The sequence below is a fragment of the Marinihelvus fidelis genome (genome assembly GCF_008725655.1).
Classification (GTDB): Bacteria; Pseudomonadota; Gammaproteobacteria; order Xanthomonadales; family SZUA-36; genus Marinihelvus; species Marinihelvus fidelis.
The window spans coordinates 256984-273832 of sequence record NZ_VYXP01000005.1 but is presented as its reverse complement, the minus strand read 5'-3'; the positions used below and the strand labels follow the sequence as shown (position 1 = coordinate 273832).

The window sequence follows — 16849 nt, the reverse complement described above, 5'->3', positions numbered from 1 at the left end:
GCAATTATGTGTTTCATCCTGTACGAAACCCTCGCTATGATGCGGGGTTCGTGCTCTTAAAACGTTGAGATAAAAACAGTGTGTTCCATTTTCGGCATCCTGGACGTCCAGGAGGCGGATGACGCTTTGCGGCAGACCGCCCTGCGCCAGTCCCGGTTGCTTCGTCATCGCGGTCCCGACTGGTCTGGCAGTTACACCCACCCGCACGCGATCCTGGCGCATGAGCGCCTGGCCATCGTCGATGTGAATACCGGCGCCCAGCCGCTGCTGTCCGCGGACGGCGAGTGCGCGCTGGCGGTGAATGGCGAGATCTACAATCACCAGGAACTGCGCGCCAGTGAACTGGCCGACTATGCCTTCACCACGGCGTCGGACTGTGAAGTGATCCTGCCGCTGTACCAGCGCCGTGGCGCCGGGTTTCTCAACGACCTGCGCGGCATGTTCGCTTTTGTCCTGTTCGACGCCGACAACGACCACTGGCTGATCGCCCGTGACCCGATCGGCATCATCCCGCTCTACTACGGCCACGATGACCAGGGCAGGACCTACGTGGCCTCGGAGATGAAGGCGCTGATGGAGGTCTGTGCAGAGGTGCACGAGTTTCCGCCTGGGCATTACTGGCAGAAAGGTGAAGCCGCACCGCAGCGGTACTTCGAGCCGGCCTGGCGCGAATACGACGCCGTGGACAAAGGCGAAACCGACCGCGGCGAGTTGTTCCGCGCCCTGGACGACAGCGTCCGCAGCCACCTGATGAGCGACGTGCCCTACGGCGTGCTGCTGTCCGGCGGGCTGGATTCCTCGGTGATTGCCGCGTTGGCGGCGCGCCATGCCGAGCGCCGCGTGGAAGACAACGAGCAGAGCCCGGCCTGGTGGCCGCGGCTGCATTCCTTCGCCGTCGGCCTGGAGGGTTCGCCGGATCTCGCCGCCGCGCAGAAGGTGGCGGACCATATCGGCACCGTGCACCACGGCTTCACCTACACCCTGCAGGAAGGCCTGGACGCGCTGGAAGAAGTGATCGCGCACCTGGAAACCTACGACGTGACCACCATCCGCGCGGCCACGCCGATGTACCTGATGGCGCGCAAGATCCGCGCCATGGGCATCAAGATGGTGCTGTCCGGCGAGGGCGCCGACGAGATCTTCGGTGGCTACCTGTATTTCCACAAGGCGCCGGACGCCGAGGAATTCCACGCCGAGACCGTGCGCAAGGTGTCGCGCCTGCACATGTATGACTGCCTGCGTGCCAACAAGGCCATGTCCGCCTGGGGCGTGGAGGCGCGGGTGCCGTTCCTGGACCGCGATTTCATGGACTACGCCATGTCCATCAACCCGGCCGACAAGATGATCGTCGAGGGCGGCATGGAAAAGCAGGTGGTGCGCGAGGCGTTCGAGGAACTGCTGCCCCACGAAGTGGCCTGGCGCCAGAAGGAGCAGTTCTCCGATGGTGTGGGCTACGGCTGGATCGACGCCCTGCGTGACAACGCCAACGAGCGCGTCAGCGACGCGCAGATGGCCAGCGCCGCGCGCCGGTTCCCGCACAACACGCCGGATACCAAGGAAGCGTATTACTACCGCACGGTGTTTGAGCAGCACTTCCCGCTGCCGTCTGCGGCGCAGTGTGTGCCCGGCGGCAAGTCGGTGGCCTGCTCGTCACCCGAAGCCATGGCCTGGGACCCGTCCTTCGCCGAGATGGCCGACCCCAGCGGTCGCGCCATGCGTTCCGTCCACAAGGAGGCCTACTAATGCTGGTGCAGAAATTCGGGGGCTCGTCACTGGCGGACTTCCGCGGATTCGAGGCCAGCGCGGCCCTGATCCGGAAGTTTTCCGAAGACGAACCCGTGGCCGTGGTGCTGTCCGCCGTCTATGGTGTGACCGACCTGTTGATCGCCGCGATCAACCAGGCCCAGGCGGGTGATGATTTCTCTACGACCCTGGCCGACATCGCCTCACGCGAGTCTGCGGTGGTTGATGGCATGGCCGGCGCCGGACACGACGACAGCCGCCTGCGCGACATCCTGGCCGAACGGCAAAAACGCCTGGCTGGACGCCTGGAGGGTATCCGCCTGCTGGGGGACTGCCCGGACAAGAGCCGCGCCGAGATCCTGGCCTCCGGCGAAAACCTGAGCAGCCGCCTGATGGCCGAGTACCTGGCGTTGACCGGCGTGAATGCACGCTGGTCCGATTCCGAGGTGATTCCACCGGCCAACGACAGCTGGCTGGACTCGCTGGTGGATGTCGAGCGCGCCGCGCCGCGACTGAAGGACGCCATGGCCGACGACCTGCGTGTGCTTGTGCTGCCGGGCTTCCATGGCCGTAACGCCCAGGGCGACTACCAGTTGCTGGGGCGAAATGGCTCCGATTACTCGGCCGCCGCCGTGGCCGCCGCACTGGACGCGCGTTGCTGCCAGATATGGAAAGACGTGGATGGCTTCTTCTCCGCCGACCCGTCGATTGTGGGCAACGCGCAGGTCCTGGACGAGGTCAGCTACGGCGAAGCCATGGAACTGTCGTTCTATGGCGCCGGCGTGATCAGTTCCAAGGCCCTGGCGCCGCTGGCCAGCGCCAACATTCCCTGCGAGATTCGCAATACCTACCGTCCGGAACTGCCCGGCACCGTGGTCCATGCCGGCGCGTCGCGCTGCGTGGCCGTGCGGGGCATTTCGCTGCTGGACCACGTGGCCTCGATCACCATCGCCGGTAGCGGCCTGCGTGGCCGCGTCGGCGTGGCCCACCGCGTCATGGGCGCGCTGGCCCGCCAGTCCATCTCGGTGCTGCTGATCGTACAGTCGTCTTCGGAGTACAGCATTACCTTGTGTGTGCGTACCGACGAGGCCGACACGGCCTCCAAGGCACTGGCCGAGGAATTCCATTTCGAGCGCCTGCATGGCCTGGTCAGCGATATCTCGGTGCTGCGTGAGCGCGCCGTGGTGACGCTGGTGGGCGACGGCATGAAGCAGAACCGTGGCGTGGCGGCACGTTTCCTGACCGCCAACTCGGCGGCCGGGGTGAACGTTGAAGTCATCGCCCAGGGTTCCACCGAGCGCGCGATCTCCCTGGTCGTTGACCGGCGCGACGCGGTGTCCGCGACCCGCGCCAGCCATACCGCGTTCTTCGGCCACATGAGCCATATCGACGTGATCCTGCTGGGTTGCGGCAATGTCGGCGGCGCACTGCTGGCGCAGATTCACCGCCAGCGTGACAAGCTGGCCTCGAACCACCAGCAGCTGAAGGTCCGCGCTATCGCCAACAGCAAGCTGCTGCTGACGGCGGCCGACGAGGTCGACACGGGCCGCTGGAAAGACGACCTGCAGAGCAAGGGCAAGGCCTACACGCTGGACGATATCCTGAAGATCCGCGAGGAACTCGGCCTGCTGAACCCGACCATCGTCGACTGCAGTACGGATGCCGGCCTGGCCAGCCAGTACGTGCGCCTGCTGGCGAACGGCTTCAACGTGGTGTGCGCCAACAAGAAGGCCAACACCATGTCGATGGATTTCTACCATGAGCTGCGTGATACCGCGGCGCGCGGTTTCCGGCGCTTTTTGTATGAGACCAATGTCGGCGCCGGCCTGCCGGTGATCGACACCCTGCATGGCCTGATGCGCTCCGGCGATCACCTGCAGGTGTTTGAAGGCATCCTGTCCGGGTCGCTGTCGCAGATTTTCGGTTCGCTCGAGGACGGCGTGCCGTTTTCCGAGGCCGTGCAGTCGGCCATGGAACTGGGCTTCACCGAGCCGGACCCCCGCGATGACCTGTCCGGCATGGACGTCGCCCGCAAGCTGCTGATCATCGCCCGCGAGACCGGGCTGGACATGGAGCTGGGCGATATCGACGTCGAGCCGGTGATTCCGGCGAATTTCGCGTCCGATGCCAGTGGTGCGGAGCTGCCGCCGCGCCTGAAGGAGCTGGACGCCGCTTTCGCGGAAAAAATTGCCGCTGCCCAGGCCGACGACTCGGTGCTGCGCTATGTGGGCAGGATCAGTGACGGCCGCTGCAAGGTGTCGATCGAGGCGGTGCCGGCCTCCGGCCCGCTGGGCGCCATTCGTGACGGCGAAAACGCACTGGTCATCTACACCGATTACTATCAACCCATTCCCCTGGTGCTGCGCGGCTATGGCGCCGGCGCCGAGGTAACCGCGGCCGGCGTGTTTGCCGACGTGCTGCGGACGGCCTGGCGGCCACTGGATCCCTAAGCTCACGGGACAGGAGAGTCATGACATGAAAGTGTTCGCGCCCGCATCCACCGGCAATGTTTCGGTGGGCTTCGATTCACTGGGACTGGCCCTGCAGTCGCTGGACGGCGATGTCTTCGGTGACGTGATTGAACTGCAGGCCGGCTCCAATGACGACTGGCTGCTGGACGTGACCGGCCCGTTCGCCGATGCCCTGCCGCCGGACCCGGAAAGCAACATCGTCATGGCGTCCTGCCGCCGTTTTGAGCGCATGGTCCGGGCCCAGGGCAAGGAAATCGAGACCCTGAAAGTGCGCCTGGACAAGCGCCTGCCCGTGGGCAGCGGCCTGGGTTCCAGCGCCAGCTCCATCGTGGCCGCGCTGGTCGCGCTGAACCGCTTCTTCGGCGGCCCGCTAAACCGGCTGGAACTGCTTGAACTGATGGCGCGGATGGAAGGCGAGATCAGCGGCGACGTGCACCTGGACAACATTGCCCCCAGCCTGCTGGGTGGCCTGCGCCTGTGCATGCCGGATGGCCGCGGCCAGTACGCCCTGCCCTGGCCGGGCAGCTGGCAGGTCGTGGTGGCCTGGCCGGGCACGCGCCTGGAAACCAAGGCCGCGCGTGACCTGCTGCCGGAGCGGCTGCGGCGCGAGACGGCCGTCGCCCACGGCGCCAACTTCGCCCGTTTCGTACACGAACTCTACAGCGGTGACCCGCGTGATGCGGCGGCCTGCCTGGTCGACCTGATCGCTGAACCCTGGCGCAAGGACCTGATCCCGGGCTTCGAAGACGCGCGCGCCGCGCTGATGAAGATGGGCGCGCTGGCGTTCGGCATTTCCGGCTCCGGGCCGACGGTGTTCTGCGTGGTCGACAACAGCCAGGTCGGGAAAAATGCCAGGGCCTGGCTGGAAGACAACTTCCTCGAAAATGAGCGCGGCTTCGTCCGCCATTGCCGGGCCGACCTTGCCGGCGCGCGTGCGTTGCCCTGAGTGGCCGCCTGACCGATCCAAACTCCAGCGAGCCTGACCATGCGATTCCTGAACCTCTCCGACCCCAGCGACAGCGCCAGCTTTGAACAGGCTGTCCGCCGCGGCCTGGGCCGCGGACAGGGCCTGTATTTTCCCGAGACCATCCCGGTCGTGACCGAGCTGGATGCCCTGCTGGATCTTCCGTTTGCCGAGCGCAGCGCCCTGTTGCTGGCCGAACTGACCGGCCTGGACGTGGCCGTCATCCGGCCCATCGTCACGGCCGCCTTTGATTTCCCGCTGGAGCAGGTGGCGGTGGATGACCGGGTCAATGCGCTGGAACTGTTCCACGGCCCGTCGCTGGCCTTCAAGGACTTTGGCGCCCGTTTCATGGCCGGCTGCCTGTCGGCCTTCAGTGACGGCTCGCCGACCACGATCCTGACTGCGACATCGGGTGATACCGGCGCCGCGGTGGCGCACGCGTTCCACAACAAGCCCGGCGTCGAGGCCGTGATCCTGTATCCGAAGGGGCGCATTACGCCGCTGCAGGAAAAACTCTTCTGCACGCTGGGCGGCAACATTCGCACCGTGGCCATCGAGGCCGATTTCGACACCTGCCAGGCCATGGTCAAGCAGGCCTTCGACGACGAGACCCTGCGTGTGCAGCTGGGGCTGAACTCGGCCAATTCGATCAACGTCGCGCGCTTACTCGCGCAAGTCTGCTATTACTTCGAATCGGTGGCGCGACTGCAGGGCCGGGAGCCCGTGTTCTGCGTGCCCAGCGGCAATTTTGGCAACGTCACCGCGGGCCTTGTGGCACGCGCCATGGGTCTGCCGATGAAGCGCATGCTGGCGGCGACCAATGTGAACGACACGGTGCCGCGCTACCTGGCCGACGGACAATGGGCGCCGCGCGACACCGTGGCCACGCTCAGCAACGCCATGGACATTTCCCGGCCCAACAACTTTCCCCGTGTCGAGGCGCTGGCGCAGCGGGCCGGTGTGCCCATCGCCGAATTTCTCGACAGCGTCGCCGTTTCCGATACCGACACTACCGATGCCATCGTCGCGCTCAAGGCAAAGGGTTACCTGGCCGACCCGCACAGCGCGCTGGCCTGGTGGGCGCTCGACGCGTCGCTGGCCGACGGTGAGATCGGCGTGTTCGCCTGCACGGCGCACCCGGCCAAGTTTGCCGAGGTCATCCTGGACGCCACTGGTGAGGACGTGCCCCTGCCGCCGGAGCTGGCGGCGGTAAAAGACAAGACGGTATTGTCGGCCACGATCCCGGGGGATTTCAGTCGCTTGCGGGAATTATTGCTGGACTGATACCTGCCGACCAACTTTTGTGGTCGGCCATGGTACTCCTTTAGGCACGACCAACGAGGACGTGCATCATCTCTCTTTACTCGCCCGGCGCCCAGCCGGGCGCTTTTTTTTGGCGGTACGCCGTACCAGGCGGTCAGGCGAAGAACTGGCGAAGGATGAAGAAGCCGACCATCAGGAAGGCGATCGCGATCTTGGCGGCGGCACCCAGCACGGTGCCGATCCATGCACCGACACCGGCACGCCCCGCGTCCTGCACGGCCCGTCCGCCGGAGATTTCGGCGACGAACGCGCCGACAAAGGGCCCCAGCAGGATGCCGGCCAGGCCAAAGAACATCCCCACGATGGCGCCGAACATCGCGCCCCAGAACGCCCTTGGACTGGCCCCCAGGCGCTTGGCGCCCAGCGCCGCGGCAAGAAAATCGATCAGCCAGGCGATCGCGGTCAACGCGCCGAGGATCACCAGGGTCCACAGCCCTGCCGGCTCGAAGTTCGTGATCCACGCGGCGATAAACAGTCCCGCGAAGACCATGGGTACGCCCGGCAATGCCGGGATGATCGTGCCCGCCAGGCCACCAACAACCAGCAACACGGCCAGGATCCACCACAGTACTGTCAGGTCCATCGCCTAGCCCTCGTCATCGGCGGCCCGGGCCGCGCTGGGTGATTGTCCGGTCCAGTTCTTGAACGCGCGTGAAAATGAACTCATCTCCGAAAACCCCAGCAGGAAGGTGATCTCGGTCAGTGTCAGCGAGGCGTCCTCGATGTACTGCCGGGCCAGGTCCTGCCGCACGTCCTGGAGGATCGATCGAAAGCTCAGGCCTTCTACCTTGAGCTTGCGGTTCAGCGTGCGCGAGGTCATGTTCAGCGCGCTGGCCACGGTCTCGTCGCTGATATGTCCCGAAGGCAACTGCGCCATGATCGCGGCGCGGGCGCGGTTGGGGATGTTGTCGCGGTCCAGGCTGGCGAGCCGGCGGATAACGATGCGGTCATGCATCTGCGCCAACACCGGGTTGGCGCTGGGCAACTGGCGCTCCGCGTCCTTCTTGCTGAAGCCGATCTCGTTGTGTTCGCTGCCGAAATGAACCGGACAACGGAACAGTGCATCGTAGGCCTGGATGTCCGCCGGACGGTCCAGGCTAAAACTGACGTGCGAAGGGTTGGTCTCTGGCCCGGCATTCAGGCGCGACAGTGCGACCGCGTAGGCCATCATGCCGTCATCCCGCACACGCGCATTCGCCGATGGTTTGTTGACCGACAGGCTGACCACGAAGGTGTTGCCGCGGTCCTCAATGTCGAAATGGCTGTCATCGTTCACCACCCGGATAAAGCGGTGCATGCGCTGAAAGCTGTTCAACAGGCTGGAGCTGGCCAGGACGGCGTAGCCGAGCGCACCGATGTGGCTGGGATGAACCAGGGCCGCGGTGCGTAAGCCGAAATCCGGGTCACCGGTATCCCGGGCGGCATGGGCCCGCGCACGGTCGATGGCGTCGTAGGCCACCCGTGTGCCGGGCTCGATCGGCCATACGACATCAAGCCCCTCGGCCCGGAAATAGGGGTCCGGATCGAGGCCATAGGACTCGATGATCCTCCACCAGATGCCGATGGATGGTGCCAGGACTGACATGTTTACCCCCCGGGAGACGCGCATCCCTATTCTGGTTGACGGGCCCGGGCCGGGTCAAACCCCTGTCTGATAATGACAAGCCCGCAATGGGCCCGATCCGTACCATGCGCATCATTGAACGGGTACGGAACCAATTGATGTCATCCCAGGAATGCCACCTTCTCGCCGAAATTGATTTCTGGCGGGACATGATCGAACGCGAAAAATCGACCGTATCGGAGGTGGCACTGGAGCGGATGCACAAGGCCCTGGCCCTGGCCGAGCGGAAGTTGCTGATGCTCGCCCCGGAACGGGCAGACCCGGCCGCGCCGACCCTGGCCGCCCTGGGTACGTCCAGGCTTTCGAGCAGGAGGCACTGATGAAGCACATCGCGCGTTTTGTCGTATTCGTTTCACTGATCGCGATTGCGGTCAACTTGGCCCTGACGTTTTGAGCGTCGTGGTCAAGATTTTCTAGGGGAGGAGACAGGAGAACGCCCCCTGTCGGGTTTGACGTCCCGGTGCCGGTACAGTCCAGTGGCTTTGACTCCCCCCCCAAACCTTGGATTCGGCACCGGGACATTTTTAACAACGTGGTTTATGGCCCCGGGGCAACGACATTCAGTGGTTTCTTCCCCCCCTACCCTGGATATGCACCGGGGCCACCCTTGCAAGGTGTCGGTTCCCGACGTTTCAGTGGCTCCTCCTCCCTGTTCACTGGGTGGGGGCCGGCACCTTCTTTCCTGCCAGCGACAGGCTGGTCCCTGTTTGTCATTCGCCGCTCACAGACCAGGTCATGGCTGATTTTCTGAATCAGGTTCATGGGTCACACTCCTTCCAGGTTGCCTGAAAGCATGGACGCGAACCCTGACAGTATCGTGTCAGGGGTGAGACGAATGACTGTCCAGGAGGGATAAACCGGGGAGACGCGGGAAAACCCGGAAAATCAGGCCATTCACTTCGTTAATGACTTATTTATCCCGCGAATATCCACAAAATTATCCACAGGCGGAATAAATCAATAACTTACGCACTGCTTTTGGTGCCTGGTCGCTAAAAAAGGCCATATCCGGCCCTGATGGCGCGGTTTCGTGACCCAGAAACAGGATTTCGGCTGAACTATTTGTCCGCTGGCAGGGTGCCGTTCAGTCTCAGGGCGGCCTGGCGGATAGCGGGCCAGGCCTGCAACGCACGGCCGAAGTCCCGCCAGAACACCCGCCACCATTCCGTCAGTGACTCCCCGCGAAGGTTTTCCGGGTGCCCGGTGACCGGCCCCGGGACGGGCTCACCGGCCAACTCACGATTCAGCCGCTCCACGCCCTTGCCAATCAACAATTGCCACGCCGCTGGCGCGTCCGTGGCAACGCCCTGAAGGGCTTTCAGGTGACGATAGTCATCCGCCCGCGCGCGCAGGAGGTAGTCGGTGTGCAACTCGACCATCGCCTCATGGTCGAGTTCGGCAAGGTCGGCGTACAACTGCGCCAGGCGACGCAGCCGGGCCAGTGGCTCCTCGCCACGGCGGTCGTCCGCATGGTCACGGACCCAGTCCATGGCGAAGGCAGGAAAAGCGGAAGGCGTTTTGAGCTGCCGGTCGGCGTCCGTCCACTGGCGCTCGGGAATGGGTTTGTGCGGCACGGCCCAGGCATCGTCCAGGGCGACGGACCCGGGGTGGACAAAGGCGGTCATGTCGCCAAACAGGCGGTCTTCCCCGCGGAAAACGGGGATATAGGGCGGTAACAGGTGGCGATTGTCCAGCCCGGTGAACTGCGACATATTGGCCCGCGGCGACAGGGTGGGGCGGGACTGCCCGCTCCAGCCGTTGCGCCGCGACAGGGCGCAATCCACGCTGTCATCCGATGCCAGCAGGCGCTCCATCGATGCGCCGTCCAGGCCGGTGATCCAGTCCAGCCGGGACGTTCCCGGGTCACCCAGTGAACCGCATTCGGTAACCAGGACCCGGGAGTCATCTCCCAGGCTTTCCATGAACGGCACAGTCGCGCCTTCAAAGCTGGACAGCGGCAACTCGCCGGTGCCCATGGCGCCCAGGGCGGCCGGCAGTGACGCGCCCAGGTAGCGCAGGTGCCGCAGCATCGGGTCGGTATCGTCACTGGCGCGGAATTCCTGCCAGTCGTCATCATTGGCGAAGAACGCGGCCTCGCGGCCGCCCTCGGAGAAGGCCGGCGCACCATCGCCACGATAGGGTTCATGGGGAACGGCCAGGATATCGTCGTCGAGCACCAGCAGGCGGCGGCCTGCCGACACCAGCAGCGCCATGGTGCGGGCCAGTCCGCTGGTCCAGTAATCCGTCCAGCGGTCACGGTCCGCCAGGAACCGGATCGCCTCGCCGTGCGCGGGGACGGCAGTGATCAACTGTTGCAGGTACTGGCGCTGTTCGGTTTCGCCCATGTAGCGAACCGGTGTGTCGGTGCGCTCCGCGAACGCGGAAGTCGTCTCACGGTTGCGGGCCTGGTTCGCCGCCTGGCGCGAGTCATCGATGATGTAGAACGCGACGGCGTTCGACAGTTCGCAATGCCCGGCCAGGGAATCCAGGCAGCGGGCCAGGGCGTCAGGGCGCTCCCAGGTAATGATGGCAACCACCGGGCGGTCGGAATTCAGGCGCGGATTCACGGCGCCGCCCAGCGTGGTGGCGTAGATCTGTGCGGAAATCAGCAAACCGTCCCGGCGAACCGAGTCCAGCACCTGGACGATGGCCCCTTCCTGCCCGTTCAGGGCCGGGTTGTCACTGGCCAGGCGGGCGGCGTGATCGGCCAGGGTACGGAACTGTGTGCAGGCCGTCAGCGCGGAGTAGACATCGGGGGTCAGTACAGCCTGCCGGCCGCTGCGCGGGTTGCGGACCAGGATGCGGTTGTCAGGCAGTGGATAGGCCTTGCACTGGTCGAAGGCGTAGAGCCCGGCCTCGGCGTGGGTCTGGTTCGTCTGCTCGGTGCTCATGGTGTTCGGGGCCCGGTGAATGCGTCGCGTGCTGGACAGGTTCAAGCTAAATGGGGTCGCCTGGCCGAATTGCCAGTGTCACGAGGCCAGCCGCACCCCGGCCACCCTGCGATGAGCCGATGATGCGATTTCGGACCGGCTTGCGTTTAAAGGTATGAGGGTGAACTTCCGGCGGACCTTCGCAGGGACCCAACTGAAGCCACCGGGAACACTCTCCAACCCCCAGGGAAGCCCGGCCGTGTCCGTTCGGCCAATACATGGGCTGTCCTCCTCGAAGCGCCGCCTTTCGCCGGGCGGCGTTTCCTTTTCCCCCTACCGGAACTTGTGTCAGCCAGACGCCTTGTTCAGCAGCGCGCGTGCCTGGTCGGGTGATTTGCGCAGCGAATGCGCCAGTTCGTCAACCAGCAGGTTGGTGGACTGGGTCAGGTGGGCCCGGTCCTGCGCGCGCAGGGCATTCTCCGACTCGAGCGTGCACAGGGCCTTGTAGACCTTGGCGTATTCGAACGGGTCGCCACAGTCGATCGCCGCCTGGTTGGCGCGAGCGCGGGTTTTCCATTGCTTGCTGGGTTTGCCTTTCCAGGCTTTGAGTTCGTCAAGGAGCTTGCGCGCGTCCTTGGAGGAGATGGGCTCGCGAACGGTCTCGTCGAGCTCGGTTTCGGGCAACATCAGGGTCAGGTCGTCGCGTTCGAAATAAAGCTTGGCGAAGGAGGATGCTTCCTCGCCGTAGAAGCTTTTTTCGCGGATGGATTGAACCTGGCCGATGCCGTGTTGGGGGTGATGTACTGCGTCGCCTTTTCGGATGTTAATGAGCCTTTCCTTTGAAATATCAGGGGTTAAAGAACTAACCGTAGGAAAAACAACATTTTACACGATTTTGGCATGAAAAGCAACGCGGCGAGCGCCAAGTGTTTGTCTGTAAACGAAAACCCCGCCAGGCGGCGGGGTGATCAACGTGCGGTCTATCGGGGCAGGTTCAGCCTGCCTTGACGACGTTGGTGGCCTGCGGCCCGCGCGGTCCGTCTTCCACTTCGAAAGTCACGGAATCGCCTTCTGCGAGAGACTTGAAGCCGGAACCCTGGACGGAAGAAAAATGCACGAAAAGGTCCTTGCCGCCGTCAGCCGGCTGGATGAAGCCGAAGCCCTTGGCGTCGTTGAACCACTTGACAGTGCCTGTAGCCATTTGAAATCACCTGTAGGTAAAAAATTAAAACGAATCGATCAATCGCCAGTCGCGGAAAAATCTGTGGAAGGTAACACCGGAGGTATACTTCTGGGACATTTCAGGGATGTGCAATCAATCTCTACTACCGAGCGGCGCCCGTTGGCGTTATTGCCTTCAGATCACCGTTCTTGTTTTGAACAATAGGCCCAAGTTGTGAAAAACTCAAGCTTTATCTTAAGTTTATGAATTTCCGGGTGAACTGTTGAGTGACTCGTCCCAAAGGCCCCCACTGGGCAACTGGCGTGAAGAAGAACGCCGGGTTCAGAAGGCCCGCGCCCGCCGTTCGCGCTGGATGACCCTGGCCGCCGTGGTGGTCGTTGGCCTGGCCGTGGCCGGCGTATGGCGCGTGTTGAGCCTGCCGGCGCCGGAAGGATCGGGACCCAACCCGCCGGGCATGCCCTCAAACCCGGTTGATCGCCGCTCACCCGCCGCTGACGCCGGCGCAGATGCCAGCGGTTATTCAGACCGGATTCTGCAGTGCACGGCGGCGGATGGCTCCACGTTCTACACCAACGCCAGCGACTGTGATGCGGCCGACACCAGCAACCGCGTGACCGTGGTGCCTGCGCATGAATCCGGCGCCGATGCCTCGGTAGGACAGAACTGCGTGGATTCCAGTCGCGAAGGCCGGGCCTCGCATCGATTCCTGGGCGCCTGCCAGGAGCCCTTCAGCGAAGCACTCGAACTGGAGCGCTACCTCGCGCTTGCCGAAGACCCGGCTGCGAGTCCACGGGCCGAGAGCTATTGCGCGCTTATCGCCCAGGGCGTGAACGCCGGCTGCCTGGCGACCAACGCCCAGTTCTGCTTCCTGCGCATCTGCCAGCAGCGCCTGGAAAACCCGGCAAAACGCTGAACCGGATTGATGCACGACGAATGGGCATAATGGCCTGATGCCGCGACCGCCCCCACCGCCGCCCACCGAAGCCGTCACCCAGGGCTTCTTTGGCGTATTCCGCTACTCTCGACGCGCGCTGGAACTGGTCTGGACGACCCACCGGGGGCTGACCATTGCCCTGGCCGTGCTGACCCTGGTGGCCGGCCTGTTGCCGGCGGGTATCGCCTGGGTCGGCGCGAAGATCATTGATGCGGTGGTGGCCGCCACCGCCACGTGGACGGCCGATGGCGTCCTGCAGATGGGCGACGTCTTCGGATGGGTCGCTGCCGAGGCGGGCATCGTTGCAGCATTGGCGTTCTGCCAGCGCGGCATTTCGTTGTGCCAGGCGTTGTTGCGTGCCCAGCTGGGCCAGCGCGTCAACATGATGATCCTGGAGAAGGCGGCACAGCTGGAACTGGCCCAGTTCGAGGACAGCGAGTTTTACGACAAGCTGACCCGCGCTCGCCGGGAAGCGTCGAGCCGGCCGCTATCGCTGGTGAACCGGACCTTTGGGCTGGCCCAGAACCTGATCTCGCTGGCCAGCTACGGCGTGCTGCTGGTGCAGTTTTCTCCGTGGGCGGTGCTGGTACTGGTCGTGGCCGGCCTGCCGTCCTTCATTGCCGAGACCCGGTTCGCCGGGGACGCCTTCTCGCTGTTCCGCTGGCGCTCGCCCGATACCCGCATGCAGATCTACCTGGAATCGGTGATTGCGCGCGAGGACAACGTCAAGGAGGTCAAGCTGTTCGGGCTGGGCCCGCTGTTGCTGGGGCGCTACCGGGACATCTTCCTGCGCCTGTACGGGCGCGACCGTGACCTGGCCATCCGCCGTGACGGCTGGGGTTTCTTGCTGGGCCTGATTGGCACGGCTGCACTGTATGGTGCCTATGCGTGGATCGCGCTGGCCGCGGTCACCACACGGATCACGCTGGGGCAGATGACCATGTACCTGATGCTGTTCCGCCAGGGGCAGTCGGCTGTGTCGGCCAGCCTGACCGCTATCGGCGGCATGTACGAGGACAATCTCTACCTGTCGACCCTGTACGAATACCTGGAAACGCCGGTGCCCGAAGCGCGGTCGGGCCTGTCCGAGGGCCCCTTGCCAGGCGACGGCATCCGCTTCGAAAAGGTCGGTTTTACCTATCCCGGGGCCAACCGTCCCGCGCTGGTGGATATCGACCTGCATATCCGCCCGGGTGATTCGCTGGCGCTGGTGGGTGAAAACGGCTCCGGCAAGACCACGCTGATCAAGCTACTGACCCGCCTTTACACGCCGACCACCGGGCGCGTTCTGCTCGACGGGCTGGACCTGGCCGAGTGGGACGAGGCCGCCCTGCGCGCCCGCATCGGTGTCATCTTCCAGGACTTTTCGCGTTACCAGTTCATCCTGGGCGAGAACATCGGCGTGGGCGATGTGCGCCATATCGATGACGAAACCCGCTGGCGTGATGCGGCCCGGAAGGGCATGGCCGACGCCCTGGTCGAGGGCCTGCCCGACGGTTACGAAACCCAGTTGGGGCGCTGGTTCGCCGATGGCCAGGAGCTGTCTGGCGGCCAGTGGCAGAAGATTGCGCTGGCGCGTGCGTTTATGCGCGAGCAGGCCGATATCCTGGTGCTGGATGAGCCGACCGCGGCCATGGACGCCGCCGCCGAAGCCACCATCTTCGAACATTTCCGCCGCCTGACGGAAAACCGCATCGCCATCCTGATTTCGCACCGTTTTTCCACCGTGCGCATGGCCAGCCAGATCGTCGTGATCGAGAACGGCCATATTATCGAGCGCGGCACCCACGACGAACTGATGACGATGGACGGGCATTACGCCAGCCTGTTCTCCCTGCAGGCGGCGGGATACCAATAAACTAAGGAGAGCACGATGAACCACCTTATCAACCGGAGACTCCGGGTCCGCATTCAGTTCCTGGCCGCCTGGGGGGTGTTGGCGATTTTCACCACGCCGGCCATCGCCGACGTCCAGGCGATTACCGCCCAGCGGTTGTTCGAACCCGAGCGGGGGCGGGTGACCGGCCCGGTCACCGTGCTGGTCGAGGACGGCAGCATCACCGCGGTGAACCCGGCGCGCATCCCCGATGGCGCCGAGCGCATCGACCTGGGTGACATGACCCTGCTGCCCGGCCTGCTCGACATGCACACGCACATCACCGGCGACTACTTTACCGGCGATAACTGGGTTACCACGCCGGTGATGGAAACCGCGCCCGACTGGGCGATTCGCGGCGTGGTGTTTGCTGACAAGACCCTGCAGGCCGGTTTCACCACGGTGCGCGACCTGGGCGCGCTGCCGGGTTTCCCGGACGTGGCGCTGATGCGCGCCGTCAACCGCGGCGAGGTGCCCGGCCCGGATATCTGGCCAGCCGGTCACTACATATCCATCACCGGTGGTCACTGCGATGTCACCGGGTTTGCGCCCGGCGTCATGGAACTGGGGCCGAAGCAGGGGGTGTCTGACGGCGTCGACGAGGTCATCAAGGCGGTGCGCTACCAGGCCAAGCACGGCGTGCGCGTCATCAAGGTCTGCGCCACCGCGGGCGTGTACTCGTTCTCGAAGTCGGCACCCATTGGCGCGCAGCAGTATTCAGAAGACGAACTGCGCACCATCGTCACCGAGGCCACCAAGCTGGGGCTGAAGGTGGCCGCGCACGCGCATGGCACCGACGGCATCAACGCGGCGGTGCGCGCGGGCGTGGCATCCATCGAGCACGGTTCGATTTTATCCGACGAGTCCATCCGGCTGATGAAGGAACGCGGCACTTACCTGGTGCCCAACCTGTACATCAACGACATGCCGCTGCCGGACAACACCCCGGCCGAGGTGCGCGAGAAGAGTGACTACCTGGTCCCGCTGGTGGTGGGGAGCCTGGAGAACGCCTACCGGGCCGGCGTGAACATGGCGCTGGGCACGGATTCGGGCGTGTACCCGCACGGGGTCAACGGCCGGGAGTTCGCGGCGCTGGTAAAGAACGGTATCGAGCCTGTCGATGCCCTGCTCATGGCGACCATCCATGCAGCCGACCTGCTGGGCGTGGATGATCGCGGCGTTATTGCCGCCGGCAAACGCGCCGACATCATTGCCGTGGCCGGCAACCCGCTCGACGACATCGCCGTGATGGAAGATGTGCGATTCGTGATGAAGGAAGGCGTGGTCTACAAGCGCTGAGCCGGCCTTACCGGCGTTGGCCCATGGTCGCGAGGTCCAGCTTGCCGGTTTCGTTCACACGGATTGACGGGTGCAGCCCACCCATGTCGAGCTTGGCCTTGAAGGCGTAGTCCAGTTCGTTGCCGCTGGACTGCATCAGGTCGGCGAACAGGCGAATGCCCTCCAGCAGGTTGACGCTGCCGGTCAGGGTCAAGGTCTCCTCTGAATAGCTCTCGATCACCGGAAAACCCTTGCCCACGCTTTTCACCAGTTCATGCCCGTCGAGCGCGATGGTGTACACGACGCCCTCCAGGTCCAGGTCGAAATCGTTCGGATTGACGATATGCAGTTTGACCTCGAAGTTGGGCATGCCGCCCTGCGACGGCAGGGCCCGGATGCCCGCCAGGCTCACCACCGGCTCCTCGTAGTCGGGGTCCAGCGTGGCGCAGGCAGTGAGCAGCAGCACTGAAAGGATGGTGAGTAAGCGATAAAGTGGCGTGGTCATGGCACCTCCCCCGGGAATGGTCAGGCCCAGTATACGGTGCGCTGTACATGGATTCTCACGCACTGATAACGTCCGCCG

General features: G+C 64.3%; 14 protein-coding genes. 8 read left to right on the top strand and 6 right to left on the bottom strand.

The window, feature by feature from the left end:
- Nucleotides 1-78: 78 nt before the first annotated feature.
- Genes asnB through thrC form a run of 4 tightly spaced genes read left to right on the top strand, consistent with a single transcriptional unit; the run spans nt 79 to nt 6462 of the window.
- On the top strand, nt 79-1743 hold the full coding sequence (gene asnB, locus F3N42_RS09165; protein ID WP_150864127.1) for an asparagine synthase B: 1665 nt from the start codon (nt 79-81) through the stop codon (nt 1741-1743).
- Nucleotides 1743-4193, top strand: coding sequence for a bifunctional aspartate kinase/homoserine dehydrogenase I (thrA, locus tag F3N42_RS09160; RefSeq protein ID WP_150864126.1), 2451 nt, complete (start codon nt 1743-1745; stop codon nt 4191-4193). Before asnB ends, thrA begins: the two co-directional genes overlap by 1 nt.
- 25 nt (nt 4194-4218) lie before the next feature.
- Nucleotides 4219-5160: a homoserine kinase gene (thrB, locus tag F3N42_RS09155; RefSeq protein ID WP_150864125.1), complete on the top strand. Its 942-nt coding sequence runs from the start codon at nt 4219-4221 to the stop codon at nt 5158-5160.
- A gap of 39 nt (nt 5161-5199) precedes the next feature.
- Nucleotides 5200-6462, top strand: a complete 1263-nt coding sequence (gene thrC / locus F3N42_RS09150) for a threonine synthase (RefSeq protein WP_150864124.1) — start codon at nt 5200-5202, stop codon at nt 6460-6462.
- A gap of 133 nt (nt 6463-6595) precedes the next feature.
- Here thrC and F3N42_RS09145 read toward each other — a convergent pair whose 3' ends face one another.
- Nucleotides 6596-7084, bottom strand: coding sequence for a DUF456 domain-containing protein (locus F3N42_RS09145; RefSeq protein WP_191621327.1), 489 nt, complete (start codon nt 7082-7084; stop codon nt 6596-6598).
- Between the two features lie 3 nt (nt 7085-7087).
- Nucleotides 7088-8086, bottom strand: coding sequence for an AraC family transcriptional regulator (locus tag F3N42_RS09140; RefSeq protein ID WP_191621326.1), 999 nt, complete (start codon nt 8084-8086; stop codon nt 7088-7090).
- Between the two features lie 137 nt (nt 8087-8223).
- On the opposite strand from F3N42_RS09140, the gene F3N42_RS09135 reads away from it, so the two are divergent.
- A complete protein-coding gene (locus F3N42_RS09135; RefSeq protein ID WP_150864122.1) occupies nt 8224-8445 on the top strand; it encodes a hypothetical protein in 222 nt (73 codons plus the stop codon).
- A 738-nt stretch (nt 8446-9183) separates the two neighbouring features.
- On the opposite strand, the gene F3N42_RS09130 is transcribed toward F3N42_RS09135, so the two are convergent.
- The 3 genes from F3N42_RS09130 to F3N42_RS09120 form a co-directional block, all read right to left on the bottom strand.
- Nucleotides 9184-11016 (bottom strand): hypothetical protein, encoded by a 1833-nt coding sequence (locus F3N42_RS09130; protein ID WP_191621325.1) that lies wholly within the window; start codon nt 11014-11016, stop codon nt 9184-9186.
- 327 nt (nt 11017-11343) lie between these two features.
- Nucleotides 11344-11817, bottom strand: a complete 474-nt coding sequence (locus F3N42_RS09125) for a CarD family transcriptional regulator (RefSeq protein ID WP_224784844.1) — start codon at nt 11815-11817, stop codon at nt 11344-11346.
- Nucleotides 11818-11989: 172 nt separating this feature from the next.
- Nucleotides 11990-12196: a cold-shock protein gene (locus tag F3N42_RS09120; RefSeq protein ID WP_150864119.1), complete on the bottom strand. Its 207-nt coding sequence runs from the start codon at nt 12194-12196 to the stop codon at nt 11990-11992.
- 244 nt (nt 12197-12440) lie between these two features.
- Here F3N42_RS09120 and F3N42_RS09115 point away from each other — a divergent pair, with 244 nt between their 5' ends.
- The 3 genes from F3N42_RS09115 to F3N42_RS09105 are packed head-to-tail and all read left to right on the top strand — an operon-like array spanning nt 12441 to nt 16287.
- Entirely contained in the window at nt 12441-13091 is a 651-nt protein-coding gene (locus tag F3N42_RS09115; protein ID WP_150864118.1) for a hypothetical protein, read from the top strand.
- A 37-nt stretch (nt 13092-13128) separates the two neighbouring features.
- Complete coding sequence (locus F3N42_RS09110; RefSeq protein WP_150864117.1) at nt 13129-14970, top strand: ABC transporter ATP-binding protein; 1842 nt, start codon at nt 13129-13131, stop codon at nt 14968-14970.
- 15 nt (nt 14971-14985) lie between these two features.
- Complete coding sequence (locus tag F3N42_RS09105; protein ID WP_150864116.1) at nt 14986-16287, top strand: metal-dependent hydrolase family protein; 1302 nt, start codon at nt 14986-14988, stop codon at nt 16285-16287.
- A 7-nt stretch (nt 16288-16294) separates the two neighbouring features.
- On the opposite strand, the gene F3N42_RS09100 is transcribed toward F3N42_RS09105, so the two are convergent.
- On the bottom strand, nt 16295-16771 hold the full coding sequence (locus F3N42_RS09100) for an LEA type 2 family protein (RefSeq protein ID WP_150864115.1): 477 nt from the start codon (nt 16769-16771) through the stop codon (nt 16295-16297).
- Nucleotides 16772-16849: the final 78 nt, after the last annotated feature.

Excerpts from the sequence above, each read along its gene's own strand:
- thrB (WP_150864125.1), top strand. The coding sequence starts at position 4,219 with ATGAAAGTGTTCGCGCCCGCATCCACCGGCAATGTTTCGGTGGGCTTC.
- F3N42_RS09120 (WP_150864119.1), bottom strand. The coding sequence starts at position 12,196 with ATGGCTACAGGCACTGTCAAGTGGTTCAACGACGCCAAGGGCTTCGGC.
- thrC (WP_150864124.1), top strand. The coding sequence starts at position 5,200 with ATGCGATTCCTGAACCTCTCCGACCCCAGCGACAGCGCCAGCTTTGAA.
- F3N42_RS09145 (WP_191621327.1), bottom strand. The coding sequence starts at position 7,084 with ATGGACCTGACAGTACTGTGGTGGATCCTGGCCGTGTTGCTGGTTGTT.
- F3N42_RS09110 (WP_150864117.1), top strand. The coding sequence starts at position 13,129 with ATGCCGCGACCGCCCCCACCGCCGCCCACCGAAGCCGTCACCCAGGGC.
- F3N42_RS09140 (WP_191621326.1), bottom strand. The coding sequence starts at position 8,086 with ATGTCAGTCCTGGCACCATCCATCGGCATCTGGTGGAGGATCATCGAG.
- thrA (WP_150864126.1), top strand. The coding sequence starts at position 1,743 with ATGCTGGTGCAGAAATTCGGGGGCTCGTCACTGGCGGACTTCCGCGGA.
- F3N42_RS09130 (WP_191621325.1), bottom strand. The coding sequence starts at position 11,016 with ATGAGCACCGAGCAGACGAACCAGACCCACGCCGAGGCCGGGCTCTAC.
- F3N42_RS09100 (WP_150864115.1), bottom strand. The coding sequence starts at position 16,771 with ATGACCACGCCACTTTATCGCTTACTCACCATCCTTTCAGTGCTGCTG.
- F3N42_RS09105 (WP_150864116.1), top strand. The coding sequence starts at position 14,986 with ATGAACCACCTTATCAACCGGAGACTCCGGGTCCGCATTCAGTTCCTG.
- F3N42_RS09135 (WP_150864122.1), top strand. The coding sequence starts at position 8,224 with ATGTCATCCCAGGAATGCCACCTTCTCGCCGAAATTGATTTCTGGCGG.